This is a genomic window from Streptomyces sp. GL_148, assembly GCF_057834205.1.
This window is the reverse complement of sequence record NZ_JBYQMC010000002.1, coordinates 215397-235755: the sequence shown is the minus strand read 5'-3', so window position 1 is coordinate 235755 and position 20359 is coordinate 215397. Positions and strand designations below refer to the sequence as shown.

Annotated in this window: 16 protein-coding genes and 3 pseudogenes; 13 read left to right on the top strand and 6 right to left on the bottom strand. The window is 66.0% G+C overall.

From position 1 onward, the window contains the following. The first annotated feature begins 73 nt into the window (after positions 1-73). Positions 74-763, top strand: a complete 690-nt coding sequence (locus AC3IYI_RS40560) for a recombinase family protein (protein WP_489412077.1) — start codon at positions 74-76, stop codon at positions 761-763. Between the two features lie 47 nt (positions 764-810). Next, positions 811-2208 (top strand): Tn3 family transposase, encoded by a 1398-nt coding sequence (locus AC3IYI_RS40555; protein ID WP_489412076.1) that lies wholly within the window; start codon positions 811-813, stop codon positions 2206-2208. Positions 2209-2387: 179 nt separating this feature from the next. On the opposite strand, the gene AC3IYI_RS40550 is transcribed toward AC3IYI_RS40555, so the two are convergent. Continuing rightward, a complete protein-coding gene (locus AC3IYI_RS40550; RefSeq protein ID WP_489412075.1) occupies positions 2388-3410 on the bottom strand; it encodes a SpaA isopeptide-forming pilin-related protein in 1023 nt (340 codons plus the stop codon). 451 nt (positions 3411-3861) lie between these two features. On the opposite strand from AC3IYI_RS40550, the gene AC3IYI_RS40545 reads away from it, so the two are divergent. Continuing rightward, positions 3862-4311, top strand: coding sequence for a transposase (locus AC3IYI_RS40545; RefSeq protein ID WP_489412074.1), 450 nt, complete (start codon positions 3862-3864; stop codon positions 4309-4311). Positions 4312-4365: 54 nt separating this feature from the next. Next, complete coding sequence (locus AC3IYI_RS40540; RefSeq protein WP_489406380.1) at positions 4366-4935, top strand: histidine phosphatase family protein; 570 nt, start codon at positions 4366-4368, stop codon at positions 4933-4935. A gap of 54 nt (positions 4936-4989) precedes the next feature. Here AC3IYI_RS40540 and AC3IYI_RS40535 read toward each other — a convergent pair. After that, positions 4990-6120, bottom strand: a pseudogene (locus tag AC3IYI_RS40535) (IS630 family transposase); the annotation flags it as partial. Between the two features lie 376 nt (positions 6121-6496). Next, positions 6497-7276 (bottom strand): transposase family protein, encoded by a 780-nt coding sequence (locus tag AC3IYI_RS40530; RefSeq protein WP_489412073.1) that lies wholly within the window; start codon positions 7274-7276, stop codon positions 6497-6499. 323 nt (positions 7277-7599) lie between these two features. On the opposite strand from AC3IYI_RS40530, the gene AC3IYI_RS40525 reads away from it, so the two are divergent. Together AC3IYI_RS40525 and AC3IYI_RS40520 are read left to right on the top strand one after the other, a co-directional pair. Beyond that, on the top strand, positions 7600-8601 hold the full coding sequence (locus AC3IYI_RS40525) for a recombinase family protein (RefSeq protein ID WP_489412072.1): 1002 nt from the start codon (positions 7600-7602) through the stop codon (positions 8599-8601). 125 nt (positions 8602-8726) lie between these two features. Further along, entirely contained in the window at positions 8727-8930 is a 204-nt protein-coding gene (locus AC3IYI_RS40520; protein ID WP_489412071.1) for a helix-turn-helix domain-containing protein, read from the top strand. 141 nt (positions 8931-9071) lie between these two features. Here AC3IYI_RS40520 and AC3IYI_RS40515 read toward each other — a convergent pair. Together AC3IYI_RS40515 and AC3IYI_RS40510 are read right to left on the bottom strand one after the other, a co-directional pair. Further along, positions 9072-9437, bottom strand: a pseudogene (locus AC3IYI_RS40515) (helix-turn-helix domain-containing protein); the annotation flags it as partial. A gap of 2273 nt (positions 9438-11710) precedes the next feature. Next, on the bottom strand, positions 11711-12988 hold the full coding sequence (locus AC3IYI_RS40510) for an ISAs1 family transposase (RefSeq protein WP_489412070.1): 1278 nt from the start codon (positions 12986-12988) through the stop codon (positions 11711-11713). Between the two features lie 413 nt (positions 12989-13401). Between AC3IYI_RS40510 and AC3IYI_RS40505 the strand changes: the two genes are divergently transcribed. The 7 genes and pseudogenes from AC3IYI_RS40505 (at position 13402) to AC3IYI_RS40475 (ending at position 19098) form a co-directional block, all read left to right on the top strand. Then, entirely contained in the window at positions 13402-13659 is a 258-nt protein-coding gene (locus AC3IYI_RS40505; protein ID WP_489412261.1) for a transposase, read from the top strand. 336 nt (positions 13660-13995) lie between these two features. Beyond that, positions 13996-15356, top strand: a pseudogene (locus AC3IYI_RS40500) (IS30 family transposase). Then, positions 15337-15693, top strand: coding sequence for a transposase (locus AC3IYI_RS40495; protein WP_489412069.1), 357 nt, complete (start codon positions 15337-15339; stop codon positions 15691-15693). The pseudogene AC3IYI_RS40500 and the gene AC3IYI_RS40495 overlap by 20 nt, the downstream one beginning before the upstream one ends. Positions 15694-15815: 122 nt before the next feature. Continuing rightward, complete coding sequence (locus AC3IYI_RS40490; RefSeq protein ID WP_489412068.1) at positions 15816-16790, top strand: ETX/MTX2 family pore-forming toxin; 975 nt, start codon at positions 15816-15818, stop codon at positions 16788-16790. An 80-nt stretch (positions 16791-16870) separates the two neighbouring features. Next, positions 16871-17554, top strand: a complete 684-nt coding sequence (locus AC3IYI_RS40485; RefSeq protein ID WP_489412067.1) for a transposase — start codon at positions 16871-16873, stop codon at positions 17552-17554. Positions 17555-17632: 78 nt separating this feature from the next. After that, positions 17633-18097, top strand: coding sequence for a transposase family protein (locus AC3IYI_RS40480; protein WP_489412066.1), 465 nt, complete (start codon positions 17633-17635; stop codon positions 18095-18097). 206 nt (positions 18098-18303) lie between these two features. Further along, positions 18304-19098 (top strand): transposase, encoded by a 795-nt coding sequence (locus tag AC3IYI_RS40475; protein ID WP_489412065.1) that lies wholly within the window; start codon positions 18304-18306, stop codon positions 19096-19098. On the opposite strand, the gene AC3IYI_RS40470 is transcribed toward AC3IYI_RS40475, so the two are convergent. Further along, a protein-coding gene (locus AC3IYI_RS40470) for an IS3 family transposase (protein ID WP_489412064.1) occupies positions 19082-20319 on the bottom strand; the annotation gives its coding sequence in 2 pieces (ribosomal slippage) (positions 19082-19989 and positions 19989-20319; 1239 coding nt in all). The two genes, AC3IYI_RS40475 and AC3IYI_RS40470, sit on opposite strands and share 17 nt — an antisense overlap. Between the last annotated feature and the right edge of the window lie 40 nt (positions 20320-20359).

The window sequence follows — 20359 nt, the reverse complement described above, 5'->3', positions numbered from 1 at the left end:
GCCCATAAAACGGTGTCAGAAAGTCGATGTGCTCAGGAACTTGAGGCGCACCGTTTTCTGAACGATCTGGCGGGTGCAGCGACCCCAGGACGACGACACCTCCGATCTCCTCGCCCCCGTTCCGGCCGCACGGACCGGCGACCTCGTGGGATACGCCCGTGTGTCCACCAAGGGACAGTTGCTCGACCGGCAGATCCACGCTCTCACGGAAGCGGGGTGCATCCGGATCTTCGCCGACAAGAAGTCCGGCAAGAACGCCGAACGTGAGGAACTGTGGAAGGCCCTCGACTTCCTGCGCGAGGGCGACACGCTCGTCGTCCCGTCGCTGGACCGGCTCGGCCGCTCCCTCCAGGACCTCATTGCGATCGTGTCCGGCCTGCGTAAGCGTGGCGTCGGCTTCACCTCGCTGCACGAGGCGCTCGACACGACCACGCCCGGAGGGCGCCTGGTCTTCCACGTGTTCGCGGCCCTCGCCGAGTTCATCCGCGAACTCATCGTGCAGGGCACCAATGAGGGTTTGGACGCCGCCCGCGCCCGAGGTGCCCGGCTCGGCCGTCCGCCGGCAATGACCGAGGAACAGGTACGTCACGCCCGCGATCTGCTCGCCCGTCCGGAGAACACGGTTACCTCGATCGCAAAGCTCCTCGGTGTCTCCCGCAACACCATCTACAACTACCTACCCGAACTGAAGGGCGGCCGCCTCGCACTCGCCGAGACGACCGGTACGGCGGCACTGCCCCGACCCTCCAGGTCAGAGGACTGATCACCATCGTTTGCGGCTGGTGACAGGGTTCTTACCGGCACCCCGAGATGTACGCGCATGTCGCCGAGGGCCTGCCCCACAACGCGGCGGTGGACATCGTGGACGGGAAGATCCGCCTGGACCGTCTGGAGGCGGAGCCCGAGCCTGCCGGATTCAAGCCGGTGCACGACGCGGTGCAGGCGATGCTGCCGAGGATCGACTATCCGGAGCTGCTGCTGGAAGTCCACGCCCGTACAGGCATGTTCGACCCTTTCGAGCACATCGGCGGGAAGGTCTCCCGGCCGCAGGATCTTGACCTCACGCTCACCGCGCTCCTGGTCAGCAAGTCCACGAACATCGGGTTCGAGCCGGTGATCAAGCCCGGTGAGAAGGCGCTGACCCGCTCGCGGCTGACGGCAGCGGACTGGGGCTACTGGAACCTGCCCGGCGTGAGTGCAGCCTCCAGTCTGCTGGTCGCCCGGCAGAGCGACATTGGCCTCGCCTCCGACTGGGGTGGCGGGCACGTTGCCTCCGCCGACGGGATGCGCTTCACCGTCCCCCTCAGATCAACACATACCAGGCCGAATCGGAAGTATTTTTCGACAGGTCGCGGGGCGACCTGGCTCAACGTCGTCTCGGACCGGGTGATGGGCCTGGGCGGCATCGTGATGCCGGGCACGCTGCGTGATTCGCTCGGCATCCTGGACGCGATGTTCAATCTCGACGGCCCGGTCCGCCCGGAGATTGTCATCACCGATACCGGTTCGTACAGTGACCTCGTCTTCGGGCTCTTCGCGATCTGCGGCTACCAGTTCTCCCCGAGGATCGCCGATATCTCCGACGCGCGGCTGTGGCGGCTGGACATGTCCAAGGATTACGGGCCGCTTCAGCCGGTCTCCCGCCAGCGCGTGCAGGTGGAGCGGATCCGGCAGAACTGGGAGGACATGCTCCGCGTCGCCGGCTCGCTCACGACCGGCAAGGTGCGGGCGTACGACCTGCTGCGGATGATGACCAGCGGCGACCGCATGACGGGCCTCGGCGACGCGTTCGCGCACTACGGCCGGATCTTCAAGACCCTCCACCTGCTCCAGTTCATCGACTCCGAGGCGTACCGGCGCATGATCGGTGTCCAGCTGAATATCGGCGAGGGCCGCCACGCACTGGCCCGGAGCATCTTCTTCGGACGGCTCGGCGAGCTCAGGCACGCCTACCGGGAGGGGATGGAGGATCAGCTGGGGGCGCTGGGCATGGCGCTGAACGCGGTGGTCTGGTGGAACACCCTCTACATGGACGCTGCCGTCAAGGAGCTGGAGGCTGGCGGGCTGACCATCTCACCGGAGATCCGCTCCCGGCTCTCTCCGCTGGTCCATGAACATATTAATTTCCATGGCCGGTACCCGATCGTCCGCTCCCACGGCGACGGCTCACTGCGCCCGCTGCGCGACCCGGCCGCCTCCGAGGAATAGGCGCCGGGCGGCAGCCTGCCCCGGCTGTGCCCCACGCAGGGAAGGGCGGCGTCCATGGCCGATGGGCGTGGGCGGATCGAGCTGGTTTCACCAGCTCGATCCGCCCGCGTGGCTCATCAGTGCCCACTTATCTGACGGTCGCGTCCGGTCAGCTGCTCACCGGGCAGACGCGATCCAGGTCACGGGTCGATGTGGAGGAGGCAGTTGTAGTCACCCGGCGGCAGGTCGTTGATGTTGAGCTGGACCGGGTCCGAGGGGCCGGCGCTGTTGCCGTTGCACGTGATGGTGGAGCTGATCTCGCCCGACTCCTGGCCGTCCACGCGCACCAGGACGTCAGCGAGCGGGTCGTTGGTGAACGTGGCGGTGGCGGCAGCGGCGGGCGGACGGTTACCGCAGTCCGTCCCGGCGACGACCTGCACGGTCACGTCCGTCTGGCTGGCGTCGCCGTATCCCGGGGGAGGCGTCGTCTCGTTGACGGTGTACGTGCCGGGCTGAAGCCCGGATACGCAGACCTCGCCGATGGTCGGGTCCTCATCTGGGGCCGCCATGGTCGTGTCGTCGGTCACGCTGGCGCTGTACTCTCCGGGACCGGTAATCGAGAACACCGCGCCGGCCTGGCTGACCAGGGGGTTGCCCGCCTTGGTGCTCTTCTTCAGGATCTTGAGTGCACCGGGACGCGGGGCCTCGCCGATGCAGAACGAGATGTGGCTGAGGCCGTAGAAGCGGTTGTTTTGCGGGTTGACCGGGGCGTGCAGGTTGGTGTCGTCCGTGTTGCCGCTGGGCTGGTAGTCGTAGAAGTTGGCGTTCGGGCCGCCCTTGACGATCACACCGAAGGCGGTGAAGTCGCCGTCGAAGTTGTAGTCGAAGACCTGCCCGCTCGAGGTGTTCCTGACGTCGACATCGAGCGTGCCGGTCAGCCCGTTGAAGGACAGCGGGATGTTGTTCGCGTCCACGGGGGGATCCTGTCGGAACTCGAACAGGAACGCGCCCGGCATGAGGTCGTCGCAGTCAGGGTTGCCGGTCCGCTGCACAGGCTGCTTGCCGTCCCCGCTCGGGGCCCCGGCCACGGCCTGCTGGGCAGTCGCGAAACCGGCGAACGGGACGGCGAGTGCCGTGACCATGCCGACGCAGAGGAGCGAAGCCCTGAGCGTCGCCCGCCTCGGCTGCTTCTTGCCCCGAGATACTCCAGCGGTTACTGCCATGAAGTTTGCTCCACCTTTCGCGCACGAGACCCCCGGCCGTTTCTCTGGCCGATCAGGTATCGAGTCACGGCAGAGTCTGGCCAGAAGTCGAGCTCGCGCGGCCGCGCCACTCACTTCCATACACCGACCGAACGCGTATCAGGGGCCATTCGGAGCAGCCGAGGCCTCACCGTCGTCAAGATCCCCTACGAGCCGACCAATGGGCAGCTCCTCGCTGACCCGCCCGGCCCAGGACCGGCGGGCGGCGCCGTCCTCTGTGGCGGGTGCAGACCACCGGCGAGGCCCACCGCGAACTCGCCGACGCGGTCCGCGCGCTGCGGCGTCCGACCCTCTCCGTCAAAGTGCATGGGACCTCTCGGACTGCGGCGACGTGCCTTCCCCCGCTAACGGAACGGGCCGGGAGGGACAGGGGGGCGGACGGTCGCTGGCCGCCGCGGGGTCCCGCAAGGTCGTGGCCTGGGAAACCTCCGCCCGCGCGGACGCCGACCTGGTCCTGACCACCCTCGAGTACGCCCTCGCCTCCCGCGAGCCCGTCGCTGGCGAGCTCATTCACCATGCGGACCACGGCTGCCAATACACTTCCCTGAAACTCACAACACGCCTGGTCAGAACAGGTATCCAGGCATCCATGGGCTCGGTCGGCGACTCGTACGACAACGCCCTCGCCGAGAATTTGTGGATGCTGGTCAAGACCGAGTGCGTCCGCGGCCGCGTCTTCGCCACACGTGCCGAGGCGAACCTCGCACTCTTCAACTACATCGACGGTTTCTACAACCCCCGCCGCATCCAGGCACGACTCGGCTACCTCAGCCCCATCGAGTACGAGGAGAAGCACTACGCCGACCAGGCAGCGACCGAACCAGTGAACCTGAAACCACGTCAACCCGCCCTGACCAGCTAGTGCCGTATCAGGCAACGTTCGCCCTGTGTTCGAGGTGAGATATGGTCCTCAGCCATGGGCGAATTGGTGTTGATCAGGCACGGCGAGACCGCATGGAGCCGGACCGGCCAGCATGCTGGCCGCACCGACCTGCCGCTGACCGAGGCCGGGGAGGACGCGGCGCGTGCGCTCGCACCTCGGCTGGCCGAACGGGAGTTCGCCGCCGTCTACAGCAGCCTGCTGACTCGCGCCGTGCGGACCGCCGAACTGGCCGGGCTGAGCGGCGCGGAGCCCGACACCGACCTGATCGAGTGGGACTACGGCCGCTACGAGGGGCTGACCGCCGAGCAAATCCAGGAACTCAAGCCCGGCTGGGAGCTGTGGCGCGACGGCGTCGACGCCGGCGAAGACCTCGGGCACGTGACGGTGCGGGTCGACGCTTTCCTCGGCCGGGTCCGGCCGCTGCTGGACAAGGGCGACGTGGCCGTCGTTGCGCACGGCCACCTGTCACGCATACTCACCGCGCGCTGGCTCGGGCTCGACGCGTCGGCCGCGCGGCAGTTCGGGCACCCGCATCCGGGGACGATCAACACGCTGGGTTACGAGCACAAGCTGCCCGTCGTGCTCGGGTGGAACGTGCCGTAATGGCGGCTGTCCATATCCCGTCCAAGGTGTAGCTACTGCCGTGCCATTACAGTAGGCGACGTTGGCGCTGTCGACGACGGAGCGTAGGCGCCGGTCGTCGGCGTGGCGATTTCGCCAGATGATGTAGCGGCGGATCATGCTGCCCTGCTCCTTGTGGCAGGCGTGGTCGGTGCCATCGAGGGTGAAGTAGCGCAGGGCGGTGAACTGGGCTTCTATGCGGTTGAGCCAGGAGCTGTTTGTAGGGGTGTAGGCGATCTCGACGTTGTTCGCCGCGGCCCAGGTGCCGACCCGCTGGCACCTCTTCGTGGTCAGGTGCGGGGAGAAGTTGTCACAGACGATCGCGATACGGACCTCGGGCGGGTAGAGGGTTCGCAGGTAGCGGCAGAACTCCAGGAACTGGGTGCGCTTCTTGACCGGCTTGATGTGGCCGTAGAGCTTGTCCTTGGCCAGGTCCAGGGCGGCGAACAGGTGCCGTACTCCGCCGTAGCGGTTGTAGGTCGCCCGCCGCCTGCGGCGGGGTTCGCGGTCGGGGTCCTTGTGTTTGCCGGAGCGTTCGGCCCACTGCCGGCCCGGGTGGGGCATCAGGTTGAGCGGCCCGAACTCGTCCATACATAAGACGACTTCGGGCTCGCCCTCCTCGGGTATGACCTCGCCGTCGGCGATCGCGTAGAGGTGTTCGACGCGGGCCTTCTTGGCCGCGTAGTCGGGGTCGCGGGAGGTCTTCCAGGTCTTCAGGCGTTGAAAGGAGACGCCTTCCTCGCGGAGCAGGATGCGCAGGCCCTCGTGGCTGATGTCGTCGACCACCCCCTCGGCGACCAGAAAGTCCGCCAGCTTGGTCAGGCTCCAGGTCGAAAAGGGCAGGTCGTGTTCGGTCGGCTTGGACTTCGCGATCTTCTTGATCTCGCGCCGCTCGGGCAGGGTGAACGTCCTGGGCCGGCCGCCCTTGTACTTCGGATACAGGGAGACGAAGCTGTCGGCGTTGAAGTTGTGGATCACATCCCGGACCCGGTCCGCGCTGGTGAACGTCACCCCGGCAATCTTCGCCACCGGCATGCCCTGGGCGGACAGCAGGACCATCTGGGCCCGCCGCCAGGTCACTACCGACCCGGTTCCCCGGCGGATGATCCGAAGCAGCCGTCTGCCTTCGTCATCGTCGATCTCGCGTACACGTACTCGTTCTGCCACCCGGACAGGGTGACGGCCACGCGTCGCCCGGCACAGCACCGGGACGGCGCGTCACATCACAACAGGGCAAACGTTGCCTGTTAAGGCACTAGTCAGCACCACCGCACAGCGGGGGAACCTCAGTCAGTCACACGAGTGGCGATCGATTGATCCGGTCCCGCCCGGCAGGTGCCGCCTGCCAAGACACGTGCCTGCCGGGCGGGGGTGGGTGTCCCGTCTCATTCGATCTCGCCGCCTGGCGACGCGCTGACCTTGTCGGCCAGGCGCGCTTCCAAGAGTCACGGCCGCCGGACGGCGGCGCGCCGACCTGGACGGTCTCGCTGACCTTGTCCCCAGAATGCGAACTGAACAAGGTCAGGAGGCCTATTCACGGGGTTCACCAGCCCTTCTTGTAGAAGGCGAGGGCGGTGATGGTCCTGGTGATGAGGGGGAAGGTTTGGAGGGCGCCGCGGTAGCGGGTGGCGAGGATCTTCCAGTCCTTCAGGTGCGCGATCGCCCGCTCGACCGCGGCGCGGAGTTTGCCGATGCTCTGGTTGTAGACCTTGTCTCCGGCGGGCCGTTCCCGGCCTGGGGGCTTGCGTCTCGCGGTCAGCATCCCGGAGCCGAGGTAGCCCAGGTCACCGATGTCCTCCCGGTTGGCGAACGTCCCGGGAAAGTGGGACTGCCGCCAGGCATGCATGTCGTGCCGTGAGCCCGGGACGGGCGCCGGGACCGCGAGCAGATCCCCTGACAAAGTGGCCGCGACCTGCAGGTTGAAGCCGGTGTCCCTGTGCTTGCCGGAGAACATTGTTGTGCCCTCGCTTGCCCCGTCCCAGGTGGTCACCAGGGTGCCGTCGATCAGGACGAGGCGGCCGGCTGAGATCTCCGTGGGGTCCGGGACGTGTCCGGCCAGGACCTTCTCCACCACCGGCAGTAGCGTCGTCCACCGCCTGGAGACAGTGGCCTGGGAGATCCCGAACAGCTCCGCGGCCGCCTCCTGGACGGGGTTCTGCCGCAGCAGGAACAGCACCAGTACCACCGACTTGTACAGCCCCAGCACCCACATCCGCCCCGGCGTCACCGTCCGGTCCGGATCCTCCACCAACGCCCGGTGGACCTGTTCCACCAGCCCGCCCAGTTGATCCTTGTCCAGCCCTGTCGTAACGTCCCAGCTCAACGGCCCTGCCCCGGTAATGATCTGACGTCTTCGCAAACATCAGGCTACGGAGCAGGGCCCTCTTCACGATCAAGGAAATCGGGCTACGAACCCCCGTGAATAAGCCTCCAGGCGAGGCAGAGGCAAGGTCTCGTGAGACGGGGCAATCGCGGTACGAGGCAGCGAGCGGCCGCCATACTCTCACAAACGTTCCTTTCCCAGAGCAAGATCATTCGACGGCGGAAGAGACAGCTCGAACTCCGGATTACTTCGCATAACCCGCTCTCACTCAAAGGTGGGTCGGACCCCCTTCTGAGAACTACGTTGTGCGAGAGTCGGGGTCCATGACGGACCCTCACGAGACTTCCCCGACCGACGCGGACGACGTCGAGCGCCACCCCTGCCCGCGGTGCGCGGCCGAGCCGGGCTCACCGTGCCGCTCGCGCGGTGGCGCAGTCGCAGGGACGTATCACACTGGCAGGTTCGCGAAGGTGCCCCGGCTCGCAAAGCTCCTGCGGATCCAGACCCCCGCCGACCGCGGCCCCGGCCAGCCGTGGCGGCCCGGCACCCCGCCCCCGGCACCGGTCGACCCGGACACCCCCAGCGCCGACATCCGCATCGGGTACGCCCGCTGCTCGACCCTCGGCCAGGAACTCCAGTCACAGCTCGACGCTCTCGCCGGACACGGCATCCCCAGAGACAAGATCTTCTCCGAGAAGATCAGCACCCGGGTGAAGGTGAGGCCCGCATTCGAGGCCGCGCTCGCCACCGCCCGCGAGATCAAGGCCCACGCCCCTCACTGCCGGGTCATCCTCACCGTGTACGAGATGAAACGACTGGGCCGCGACGCCGCAGAGCTGACCGCGCTCGCCGACCACCTCACCGCGCACGGCCTGGCGCTGGAGATGCTCGCCGGACCGCTGCCGGGGATATATGACCCGAGCGGGCCCGGGAGGCTGCTGTTCGCGTTCTTCGCGGCGATGGCGGAGACCGAGCGGGAAAACATCCGCGAGTCGACGCTGGAAGGACTAGACACCGCGGCCCGCAAGGGCAAGCACGGAGGCCGTCCACCGGTCATCACCGACGACATGCTCCACACCGTGCTCCGCCGCCGGGCGAACGGCGAGTCCGTCGAGACGATCCAGCCCGATCTGATCATCCCCACCGGCAAACGCAAGGGACAGAGCCCTTCCATCGCCAGCATCTACCGGGCACTCGCCGAGCACGCCAAACGGGAGGCGTACCCCGAAGCCGTCGAGCAAGCCCACACTGACTTCGCCACCCTGACAGCCGCCAACGACATCCCCCAACCCCGCCACCAAGTCTCCGCGGCCCAGGCCGTATAGAGCGGCCCAGCCACCCTCCCCGAGAACCGCGCCAGGACCCGAAACCGCCGATCCGCTGCCTGCCTCCCACCGAGTGCGCGATGATCATCGTCCGAGCTGGCGCAAACGCAGGAGAGACGACGACCATGGACAAGGGCAAGAAAATCACCGGCACCGCGCGCGAGACGCTCGCCGCCCAACTCAAGACCGCCTACGAAGCCGGAGCCTCCATCCGCACCCTCGCTGCAGCCCACGCACGCAGCTACGGCTTCGTTCACCGTATCCTCACCGAAACCGGCGTCGCCCTGCGCGGACGCGGCGGATCCACCCGCCCCAAGCTCGACGCGTAACCGGGGCTACAGGCCCTCCATACGCGCGATCGCGGCGGGCGCGACGACCAGCCCACTCAAGGCGCCCAAGTGATCACCGAGACCCTCCCAGATCATGATCATTCCTTAGCGTTCAATCCAGCAGCATTCCCGGCGGAACCCCTTCCCCGAGTAATACGGCCGGTCGGCGGCGATGCGGTCGATCGGCAGCAGGGTGCCGTCGAGGATCACGTACGCCTTCTTCCGCACGGTCTGCATGGCCTGTTCGAGCGTGGGCGCGAGGGCGGCCAGGAGGTCGACGGCCTCGCGTATGTACCGGTAGACCGTCGCGATCCCAACCCGAAAACCCGCCGCGAGGCGGGCGTAGGTGTCGCCGCAGCGCAGGTGAGCGAGGACGAGCAGGGCCTGCCGGCTACAAGTGAGGCGCCGCCAGCGGGAACCAATGCGGCGGCGGTGACCTGCGAGAAGACCGGAGAGGTGCTGCAGGGTGCGGCTGGACAGATCGATGGCGGACGGGCAGACAAGCACGAGAGCTCCTGGCGGACTGGTGATCTTGGTCGTGAACCCGTCTACCAGGAGCTTTCTTCATGCCCACCACCGGGAACCCCGATCCAACCACCCGTCAGGTTGGAAGAGGTTCAGTATGACCAGGTGAGCTGGATGGAGCCGTCGTTTGGAATGTCTGCTGTGGTCACAGCAACGTCCTCGGCGGAAGGCGCATGATATGAAGCTCCGCTCCCTCCTCCGCCGCCGCCGAAGCCATTCTGGCCGCCGCCGCCTCCGCCAGGGTAGGCACCTGCGCTTGAGTTTTGATAGCCCCCACCCCCTCCTCCACCCGTGACCCCGCCTGCCTGGCCATACTGACTAGTGCTGGCTTGCGTTCCCCCTGCGGCCCCGCCGGCTCCGCCCCCGATGCCGAGGCCTTGTCCGCCTGCACCCGCTGTTGCCCCACCTGAGCCGCCTGCCCCACCTATGCCACCATATTGCTGGCTACCACCCCCACCGCCTCCGCCAGCTGCAACCACAAGCGGCGAATACACAGCGCTGCTGAGAGCGACCCCGCTTGCGCCCCCTCCGTTACCTCCTTGGCCGCTCGCGCCGCTGCTGGCTCCGCCAGCGCCGCCGCCTGCATAGCCGTAACTACTGTTCCGCGAGCATCCAGGCATGACAAGGAGTTTCTGTGAGGGGTCTACGATCCCACCAGAGGAAACCTTGAACGTGGCATGAACATAGGCGCCCATGCCCCCCGGACTCTTATACGGATATCCCGACCGCGGAGCACCTCCGATTTGGCCTTGAGCACCGTATGCGTCAACGGTTAGCTGCTTGGCCCCAGGGGGAATATCTATTTCTTTGTAAGATCCTGTGCAGGCATACGAGGCGGGATTTTCCACGGTCGCACTAAACGAGAGGTGTGGTGGAGCTAGTGCTGCGATAACCGCACCTGATGCAATGTACACCGCAAGAGTATAGCGCAGGCTAACAGTCACGACTTCCTCCTCTGGTAGATCTTCGAATAGGAGATTAGGATCTCATCCGGCGCCCCGTACCGCCACGCGACAGTCCGTGGATCCCCTTCATATCTACCGATGGGTATACGGAGAATTGTCGCGATGCAGAACGGTTTCTGCCATTTGAGTGGTTTCGGGTTCGTCGGAGGCGTGAACACGCGTACTGTGTCCAGCCCATTCCGCTGCAGACGAATCCCCACATCCACGTCCGCCGCGGGCTCTCGGCACAACTTCAGCGGCTGTTCACCGACCGCGGTTGCGGCGCTGACGCGCATTCGAACGCGCTCGGCGCATCCAGCGACATCACAAAAGATGCCGCTGGACTGGGTGGAGCTTTGTGGAACGTTGAGCGCCGCCCGTCCAGACTCACCGGCGGTCGGAAGCCCGAGAGGCGACCCAATGTGCCACCCATCGGGGGAAATGCCCGGTCGCATCAATGGTTTTCTGGCAAAGGGTCTACTCCGGGAACCAGAGGTAAGAGGCAAGAGGTAAGGGAACATCCTTGACCGCTTTCTTCATCAGAGCACGAGGTTGACGAAAGTCCGCTCAGCGAGGTGGTGGCGTCATCGGATCCGCTTGCTTCTGTGCATTACCCGTGGTGAGAGGGACCTGTAGCCACCGGGCCTGGTCAGTCAGCTTGCTCTGAACTAGGAAGCTGGAACCATCATCGCTTGCCGTGAGGAAGCGCGACTCTCCGGTTGCTGTATTGACAATGAAGACGGCCCCGTCGACCGGAACAAACTTCCATCGCTGCGCCGCGTCTGCGGAGTTGCACTTCTTCAACCGAACGCTATTGTCAGATCCGGAGGGGGTCAAGCAAAGCGCCGCCGACCGGTTCACCATTTCCCCATTTTCTGTCAGTCAAGGTTGCCTCGTATCGTTAGGGGCGCAAGATTTCAGGCGTGCAGGATCCGCCTCGGCCGCCAGGCGCTTTCCTGCATACCAACCCATGAAAAAGGTAGTTTGGTGTTGCAGCGACGGCTTCCCCGCCAAAGCCGACAGAAGGTCGAAGGGGGCGAGCATGTCAATGATAATGCAATTCGTGAAGATTCGAGATTTTCCCATTTCCCGCCTCCGTCTACGAGAATCAAAAATTTGCTACCCCTTAGTGGGACGTGCATTTGAAATCTCTAGTGGGCAGAAGGGCCTTGACCTCGGATTTTGGACACCGGAGACACTTGGATCTTGATGGTCCAGGAGAACGGAGTCCCCGTGGGGATGATTCCTAATATCGTTTGTCAAGCCTCCTGGCCCCAGGGCCCCGGAGTGTTCCGGGAGTGTCCGGTTTGATCATGTGATGCCGTGGAGTTGGAGGATGGTGGCGGGGTTGGTGTGGGCGCGTCTGGCGCTTGCGGTGTTGACCCAGCCGGCCGCGCGGAGTGTGCTGCGGACGAGGTCGCCGAGGGTGGCCATGATGGCTGGGGTGTTGCGGGTGCGGATGGTGCGGGCGTCCTCGCCGAAGACGACGTCCCGGACCCAGTGGACGCTGTTCTCGATTGTCCAGTGGTCGCGGGCCCAGGCCGCGATCTCGTCGGCGCTCGCCTGCTCGGCGGGCAGGTCGGTGACCGCGTAGACGATCTCCTCCGTCCACTTCTTCGTGCCGAGTGGGCGGCGTCGGCGGCGGGTGCGGACGACCTGGCGGGCGTGCGGGAACAGCAGCCCGTTGACGCTGGCGACCTGAACCCCGCGGATCTCCTCGCGCCCGTGGCCGCGTTCGCTGGTGCGGTGCAGGACCGGGATCTGTTTCCAGGGAAGCGCCTTGAGCTGCCGGGCGAGGTTCTTCTGGTTGCCCTTCACGCTGAGCAGGTAGTGTGCGCCGCGTTCCTCAACGAGGTAGCGGGCGTGCTCGCGCTGGGCGTGCAGGGCGTCGAGGGTGACCACGGCATCCTCCAGTTCCTCGTCGGGGATCTGTTCCATCAGGGGCTGGATCTCGGGTATCTCGTTGGTCTTGGCGCCGACCTCGCGGGCGGCGACAGTCAGCGCGTCCTGGTGGCGCACCGCGGAGAAGACGTAGACCTTGGAGCCGTCTGGGCGCTTCGCCCCGCGCAGGCACTTGCCGTCGGCCGCGAGAGCCCGTCGCCGCGGGCGGGGCCGGGGTTCGCCGCCGGCGGAGCGGTGGGCACGGCACGGTTCGCGTTCGGCCAGTCCCTCTGGATTCTGCACGCTCGGTTCCTGGGCCGCTGTCTGCTGGGCCAGGACGGCCAGTCGTGCGTAGCCGGCCCGGGTCAGCTCAGCCGGGTCGACCCTGCCGTAGGCGTCGCGCAGGGTCTTCTCGTCGGGGCGCCGCACCCGCCCGCCGATCGGGTCGAAGGGACAGCCGAGGACGGCCAGGACCTGCTGGTCGCAGCGGCTCACCCACTCGCCGATCGCCACAAGGGAGTTGTGGCCGGCACTGGTCATCGCGCACACCCCGATCGCCAGCAGCGTCGCCAGCCGGTAGCGCACCCCACGCGGATCACGTGGATCAGGCACCTGGGCCAAGGCCTGCAGCAGGCCGTCCGGGACGGGCGGCTCCGACTCGGTCGGCGACCGCGCCAGCAGGGGCGCGCACACGGGCGCGACGGCCATACGGGAAGATGAAGCGACGAGCACGGCACCCCTGCAGATCGTGAAGCCTAGAGAACTCCATGATCCACAGGTGCCGTGCTCGCTTCATGCCCAGGACCAGCCGCCGCCCATGTGATCAAACCGGACATTCCCGGAACACTCCGGGGCCCTGCTCCTGGCCCAGGGCTGATTCATAGTCGTGTTGATCATCTTGCGTATCAGGTCAGTCCCCCTATCGCCTGACGGCGGCGACTCGCGGCCGTGAAGACATGGGTGCGGTGCCTGCCCGCCGATGCCGGTGTTCTCTTGGGATGTGAGATTCCCCCGGGGTGCGGAAGTGGCTGGTGGAGTGTCAGATGGGGATCGTGAAAGGGAGATGTCACGATGTCCGCACCGATGAAGTACCCGCTGGAGTTGCGTGAGCGGCGGTGGCCATGTATCGGGCCGCTGATCCGGAGCCGGTGATCCGTCACATGGCGAGGGATCTGGGCGTGCACCACGAGGCCCTGCGCAACTGGATCCGCCAGGACGAGGCCGACCGCGGTGAGCGCGGGGATCGGCTGACCAGCGAGGAGAACAGCGAGCTGGTGGCTCTGCGGAAGGAGGTCCGGGACCTGCGCCGGGCGAACGAGGTCCTGCGCACTGCCTCGGCGTTTTTCGCGGCCCAGCTCGACCCGACCCGGCCCAGGTGACCGCGCTCATCGACGAGCACCCCCACCTGGGAATCGAGCTGGTACTCCGGGAGACGAACACCCTGCCCTCCACCTACTACCGTCGGCGCCGCAGGCAGAAGAACCCGTGCCGCGAGCGGACACCGACCTGGTCCTCGCGTCACTCGAGTACGCCCTCGCCTCCCGCAGCCCCGAGCACGGACGGCTGGTCCATCACGCCGATCACGGCTGTCAAGGCGGATTCAATCGGTCGTCGCAACACCTTGATCATGGAGGTGCGCGATGGGACGAGACGAGAAGCAGAAGGTGCCGGAGGTGCCGGCGGGAGTGCGACGGCAGTGGGCGGCGGATCGGGCGATGCGACCGCCGATGCGTTCACCGGGCCGGCCGGAGCCCTCTCGTGCGGTGCAGCGCCACTTCTGGCGGCGGATCGCGTCGGGAGTGACGTCGGCAGAGGCCGCGCTGGCCGTGGGTGTTTCATGTCCGGTCGGAACACGGTGGTTCCGTCACGCTGGCGGTATGCCACCGATAAGCCTGGACGAGCCCACCGGCCGCTACCTGTCGTTCGCTGAGCGTGAGGAGATCGCGCTGCTGCGCGCCCAGGGGATCGGCGTGCGCGAGATCGCCCACAGGATCGGACGCGACCCGGGCACAGTCTCACGCGAGCTGCGCCGCAACGCCGCGACCCGGAGTGGCAAGCCGGTCTACCGAGCCCTGGTGGCGCAGTGGAAGGCGCAGCAGGCCACGAAGCGCCCGAAGACCGCGAAGCTCGCAGCCGGCGACAGGTTGCGTGAATACGTGCAGGAACGGCTCGCCGGCAGCGTCCGCCGCCGCGACGGTAGACCGTCACCGGACCCAGGACGCCCGCGTGGAAAGGGCTGAACAAGCCGCATCGGCAGGACAGGCGGTGGGGGACGGCCTGGAGCCCGGAGCAGATCTCGCACCGGCTCCGTGCCGGCTTCCCCGATGATGAGTCCATGCGCATCAGCCACAAAGCGATCTACCAGGCGCTGTTCATCGAAGGCCGTGGCGCCCTCAAGCGCGAACTGGTCACGTGTCTGCGCACTCGCCGGGCGCTGCGGACTCCGCGTGCACGGTCGCAGAACAAGCCGCAGGGGCATGTCACCGCGGACGTCGTCCTCAGCGAACGCCCCGCCGAGGCCGCGGACCACGCGGTCCCCGGACACTGGGAAGGCGATTTGATCATCGGGACGGGCCGCTCCGCGATCGGCACGCTTGTCGAGCGCAGCAGCCGCTCCACGCTCCTGGTGCACCTGCCCCGGATCGAGGGCTGGGGCGAGAGTCCGCTCGTGAAGAACGGCCCCTCGCTCAGGGGCTACGGCGCGATCGCGATGAACACAGCGCTCACCACGTCGATGACCCAGCTGCCCGAACAGCTACGCAAGACCCTCACCTGGGACCGCGGGAAGGAACTCTCCGGCCACGCCCAGTTCGCCCTCGATACCGGAACGAAGGTGTTCTTCGCCGACCCGCACTCGCCCTGGCAGCGACCGACAAACGAGAACACGAACGGCCTGCTGCGGCAGTACTTCCCGAAGGGCACCGATCTCTCCCGCTGGTCGTCCACGGACCTGGAAGCCGTAGCCCTGGCGATCAACAACCGGCCCCGCAAGATCCTCGGCTGGCGGACACCCGCCGAGGTCTTCGAGGAACAGCTACGCTCACTGCAACAGCCTGGTGTTGCAACGACGGGTTGAACTCGCCCAATACACGAGCATCAAGCTCACAACTCGCCTGCTCAGAGCGGGGATCGCGGCTTCGATGGGATCGGTGGGCGACTCGTACGACAACGCCCTCGCCGAGAACCTGTGGACCCTCATCAAGAGCGAAGGGATCCGCGGCCGCGTCTTCGCCACCCGGGCCCAGGCCAACCAGGCCCTGTTCGAGTACATCGACGGCTTCTACAACACCACCCGCATCCAAAAACGCCTCGGCTACCTCAGCCCCATCGAAAACGAGGAGAAGTTCTACGCCGAACAGGCAGCGGCCGAACGAGCGAACCTGAATACCCATCAACCCATCATGGCCAGCTGATCAGCACCTCCAGCTCACCGGGGGAACCTCACAGCGCCTCACGGCGCAACCAAGATCCCCGACAGAGTCAAAGCACCCGTCAGAGGGTCTGTGTTCAACCGTCGCCGACAGCGAACGCAAGTATGTTCCCAATCTGCCCACTGAAGATTTTAGGGCCAGCGCGCCAGGGAAGGAAATCGGAATACGCAAAGAAAGAAATTGGTGCCGAAATGAATGAAAAATACTCTGCAGATCCGGCCCATGCAGACGAGGGTGAACTCGTAGACCTTGATTCGACTATTGCCGCGCAGGTGCCCTCCTGGGTGCACTGGTCGGGCTACTTTGAGGTGTTGAACGTCAGTAGTCGTGGCATCACCTTTCAGAACGCTGAGGCCATCCCCATTGGAAGTTCGGTGATTTCTTACACGGACACCTGGTACATCGGCTCGACGACCCTGGTCAACAGCAGCGACGTGGAGCAGACACTGTCCACCCAGTCGTTCAGCCAGGCCATCAACGAAACTCTGAGCACTGCCGTGACCCGGGGCCTGAGCACCACCGCCACTGTGGGCGCCTCATACACGTACTCCGGGTTCGCGGTCAACACCACGCTCAGCACGACCATCGACTTCACGAAAACCGAAACCAAGACCTCCTCGGTCACCCAGACGTACACAGCGCCGTCCCAAGGCATCAAGGTCCCGGCCCACAGCAAGGCCGCCGTCACCGTCGTCCTGCAGCAGGCCAAAGTCACCGGCCAGCTCGCCCTGAACACCAACCTCGGCGGCAACGCGACTTTCGTTGTTATGTGCCCCTCGTACCACCACTTCGACGTCCCGATTTATGGAATCCTAGGACCGGTGGCGCGCGACGGAACCAAGAAGGTCAACCCACCTCCCTTGCCTACAGGGATCACGTTGGACGGCGCCACACAGACCGTCAAGTTCGATGGTGCCGCCAGTTACACCGCCAACTATGGCACTACCATGTCCGTACAAGTCACCATCACCCCCTACGGCGCCGACCTCGCGTCTGCTCCGTCTCAGGCCCCTTCTGCCTACCAATACAAGATCTTTCCCAAGGTAGACAGTGAGCGGGTAAATCCGATGGAAACCTAGCCGCCGATGGGGGACTGTCCGGAAGTTGGCCCTGTCTCATTTTCGGTGGTGACGGATAGTTCACCGGCCATCACGCGTTCATGGTCAGGCATTACCTGGACGAGATCGACCGCTGGAAGAGCGTCATCACCGCCTTCGACACCAGCATCGAAGCCTTGCTGACGACGCGGGCGAGCGATCTGGCGAATCTGGTCACGATTCCCGGCCTCGGCCGTCTCGCCGCGGAGATCGTCATCGCCGAGACCGGCGGTGACATGACCCAGTTCGCCTCAGCCCACCGCCTCGCGTCCTGGATCGGGGTCTGCCCAGGACAGAACGAGTCGGCCGGGGTGAACCGCTCCGGCCGAACCCGCCCCGGGAACAAAAACCTCAAACGCTTGCTCGGGATCGCCGCGATGGTCGCCATCCGGAAGAAGGACTCCTACCTCGGTGTCTTCTTCCGGCGGATCGCTGCCAGACGCGGTGGCAAGCGAGCCCTCGTCGCGGTGATGCACGAACTCGCCATCGCTATCTGGCACGTCCTGCACGACCACGCGCCCTACCACGACCTTGGCACCGACCACTTCACCCGCCGCGATCCCGAACGCGCCATGCGCCGCATGATCAAGGAAGCCAACAGCCTCGGAATGACCGTCCGCTTCGAACCGAATCGCGGCCTGAGTCACCCAACCACGGAGGTCATTTTCGTGTCAGACCAACCCTATTGGGTCATCGTCCGGAAACTTCGGGGCCCCTCAGTGTACCTACGTAAGAACGACACCTGAGACGGCTCGCCGCGGGATTCAGCATCAGCCTGGGGACCGCACACCCATGTCCACGCCGTCCTTGCCCAACTGGCGGGCATGACGCCGAGGCTGACCACGCCCCTGAGATCAGCTGGCGCCCGGTATGTCCTGCTGGACGGGACCTGCGCCGAATGCGACCGGACCGGCGACGGGCGAGCGGACTACTCAGGCAAGCACCGGCAGCACGCGGTGAACCTGCAGGTCATCACCGCGCCTGACGGCACACTGGTCTGGATCTCGCCCGCCCTGCCCGGCCGGACCCACGACCTGACCGCCGCCCGCCGGCACCGGATCCTCGCCACCTGTATCCGCCTCGGCATCCCCCTCGTCGCGGACCGCGGCTACCAGCGTGTCGGCGACCGGCGACATCGCCGCCGTTCCCCACCGACGCAAGCCGAGAAAGGACCTCACGCTCAAACAGAAGTGCGTCAAGCGGCCCACTCCCTCCGAAAAGCCCGCTGCTACCCCGCCAGACTCAAATCAATCACCAAAGCCATCCTCACCCTCGAAACCCACCGCTGAACAAGTCACTGGATCCTGACGATCTCAGAACGGACAGGACAGCCCTTAACCGCACCCCTTACGTCGCCTCAGGGGCGCGCGGGATGCACACAGTGAGCATTTTCAACTTGGCCACTGATCGGGTGACGAGGTGGTGGTGAAACGGGCAGAGCCCCCGGGCTGTTGAGCAAGGTATCGATGCTCAACTCTTCAGCCTGGGGGCTCTGTTGGTTCCCTGTCGTGCCGTACTCGATGTTGCGCATGCCCTCGTGGAGTGGGTGACGATGCTGATCGTCACCCGGGAGGGTGACCGCCGGTGCAAGCTGCCGCCCTCCGAGCGGGCCCTGGCCGCACTGGTGTACCTGAAGAAGAACGACACCCTGACTCAGATCGCGGCGGGTTTCGGGATCAGCGTGGGTACCACCCACGCCTACGTTCACGGCGTTGTGGCGCTCCTGGCAGGCCGGGCGCCGGGCCTGACCGCGGCTTTGAGAACGGCGGACGCCCGGTATGTCCTGCTGGACGGGACCCTCGCCGAGTGCGACCGGGTTGGTGACGGCCGCGCCGACTGCTCGGGCAAACACCGCCGCCACGGGGTAAACATGCAGGTCATCACCGCGCCGGACGGAGCCCTGGTCTGGATCTCACCCGCTCTCGCGGGCCGGATCCACGATCTCACCGCGGCCCGTCGGCACCGGATCATCGCCACATGCATCCGCCTCGGCATCCCCGTCCTGGCGGACAAGGCCTACCAGGGAGCCGGCGACATCGTCGCCGTCCCACACCGCCGGCGACCCGGCAAAGACCTCACCGTCAAACAGAAGTCCGTCAACCGGGCACACTCCCGACTCCGGTGGCCCGTCGAGAGAGCCATCGCCCGGATCAAGACCTGGCGCATCCTCCGCAAAGCCCGAACCAGCCCGAACAAACTCACGTCAATCACCAAAGCCATCCTCACCCTGGAGGGGGGGCCTTCCCCCGTGATGGTGGGCACGCGGTTATTGATCACGCGGCGAGCGTGAGTTTAGCGGCGTGGTGTCGGCGTTCGTATTCGTTGGGGCTGAGGTAGCCGTTGGCGGAGTGCCGGCGGCGGGTGTTGTAGCGGGTCAGCCAGGCGAAGACGGTTCTGCGGCAGGCGTCGGCGTTGCCGTAGTCGCGGGTGTCTTGGAGGGTCTCGCGTTTCAGGGACGCGTGGAAGCTCTCGCAGGCCGCGTTGTCGGCGCTGGTGCCGACCGCGCCCATGGATTGGGTGACCCCGAGCTGTTCGCAGAGGTCGGCGAAGGCCCGGGAACCGTATTGGGCCCCGTGGTCGGAGTGGAACACGGCGCCATCCAGGCCGCCGCGGGTCGAGGCGGCCATCTGCAGTGCGTCGGTGACCAGGCTGGTGCGCATGTGGCCGGCGATGGACCAGCCGACGACTTTGCGGCTGAAGCAGTCCAGCACGGTGGCGAGGTAGAGGAACTGCCCGCCCGCGAGCGGCAGATAGGTGATGTCGCCCATGTATTTCCGACCCGGTCCGGTGGCGGTGAAGTTCCGCTGGAACAGATCAGGAACCGGTGAGGCTGAGGGGTCTGGGACGGTGGTGCGGACGCGTCTGCGCAGGCGGATGCCGGTGATGGAGAACGTCCGCATGACGCGGGCGACCCGCTTCTCGTTGACCTGCCGCCCTTTCTCCCGGAGCTCGGCGGTCACTCGCGGGGAGCCGTAGGCGCCGCCAGACTCGCCGTGGATCCTACGGATCTCCTCGGCCAGGAATCGGTCCTCCCGCTGTCGGGTGACCCGGGCCTCGGCACCGGCGAGCCACTTGTAGTAACTGGACCGGTTCACGTCCAGGACTTGGCAGAGCCGCTTCACCTCGTAGGTGTTCCGGTGGTCGTCAACGAACTGGAAGCGGCTCCTCACCAGTTCGTCTCTCCGGCGAAATACTTGGCCGCCTTGCGGAGTATGTCCCGCTCAGTGGCGAGCTTGCACTCACTTGCCTCAAGCTCGGCCACCCGGGCCTCCAGCTGCCGGACCCGCTCGTCCGGATCAGCGGACGGCACCGCCGCCTGAGGCCGGGCGTCCGGCTTCGCGACCGCGGCGGTGACCCCACGGCGTTCGCGGTCCCGCAGCACCCACTCACGCAGGGTCGCCCGGTTGACACCCAGGTCAGCGGCGATGCTCTTGTACGTCGCCCCAGGTGTGGACTCGTACAGGGCCACGGCATCGGCCTTGAACTCGTCCGAATAGTCCTTCATCGCCATCGGCGGTCTTCTCGCTTCCTCCGGATCAAGCAGATCCAGT

What these genes read in the sequence shown, in the direction of transcription:
- AC3IYI_RS40555 (WP_489412076.1), top strand. Translation starts at nt 811, where the DNA reads ATGTACGCGCATGTCGCCGAGGGCCTGCCCCACAACGCGGCGGTGGAC.
- AC3IYI_RS40550 (WP_489412075.1), bottom strand. Translation starts at nt 3,410, where the DNA reads ATGGCAGTAACCGCTGGAGTATCTCGGGGCAAGAAGCAGCCGAGGCGG.
- AC3IYI_RS40540 (WP_489406380.1), top strand. Translation starts at nt 4,366, where the DNA reads ATGGGCGAATTGGTGTTGATCAGGCACGGCGAGACCGCATGGAGCCGG.
- AC3IYI_RS40525 (WP_489412072.1), top strand. Translation starts at nt 7,600, where the DNA reads ATGACGGACCCTCACGAGACTTCCCCGACCGACGCGGACGACGTCGAG.
- AC3IYI_RS40520 (WP_489412071.1), top strand. Translation starts at nt 8,727, where the DNA reads ATGGACAAGGGCAAGAAAATCACCGGCACCGCGCGCGAGACGCTCGCC.
- AC3IYI_RS40510 (WP_489412070.1), bottom strand. Translation starts at nt 12,988, where the DNA reads ATGGCCGTCGCGCCCGTGTGCGCGCCCCTGCTGGCGCGGTCGCCGACC.
- AC3IYI_RS40505 (WP_489412261.1), top strand. Translation starts at nt 13,402, where the DNA reads ATGTATCGGGCCGCTGATCCGGAGCCGGTGATCCGTCACATGGCGAGG.
- AC3IYI_RS40490 (WP_489412068.1), top strand. Translation starts at nt 15,816, where the DNA reads ATGTTCCCAATCTGCCCACTGAAGATTTTAGGGCCAGCGCGCCAGGGA.
- AC3IYI_RS40485 (WP_489412067.1), top strand. Translation starts at nt 16,871, where the DNA reads ATGGTCAGGCATTACCTGGACGAGATCGACCGCTGGAAGAGCGTCATC.
- AC3IYI_RS40480 (WP_489412066.1), top strand. Translation starts at nt 17,633, where the DNA reads ATGACGCCGAGGCTGACCACGCCCCTGAGATCAGCTGGCGCCCGGTAT.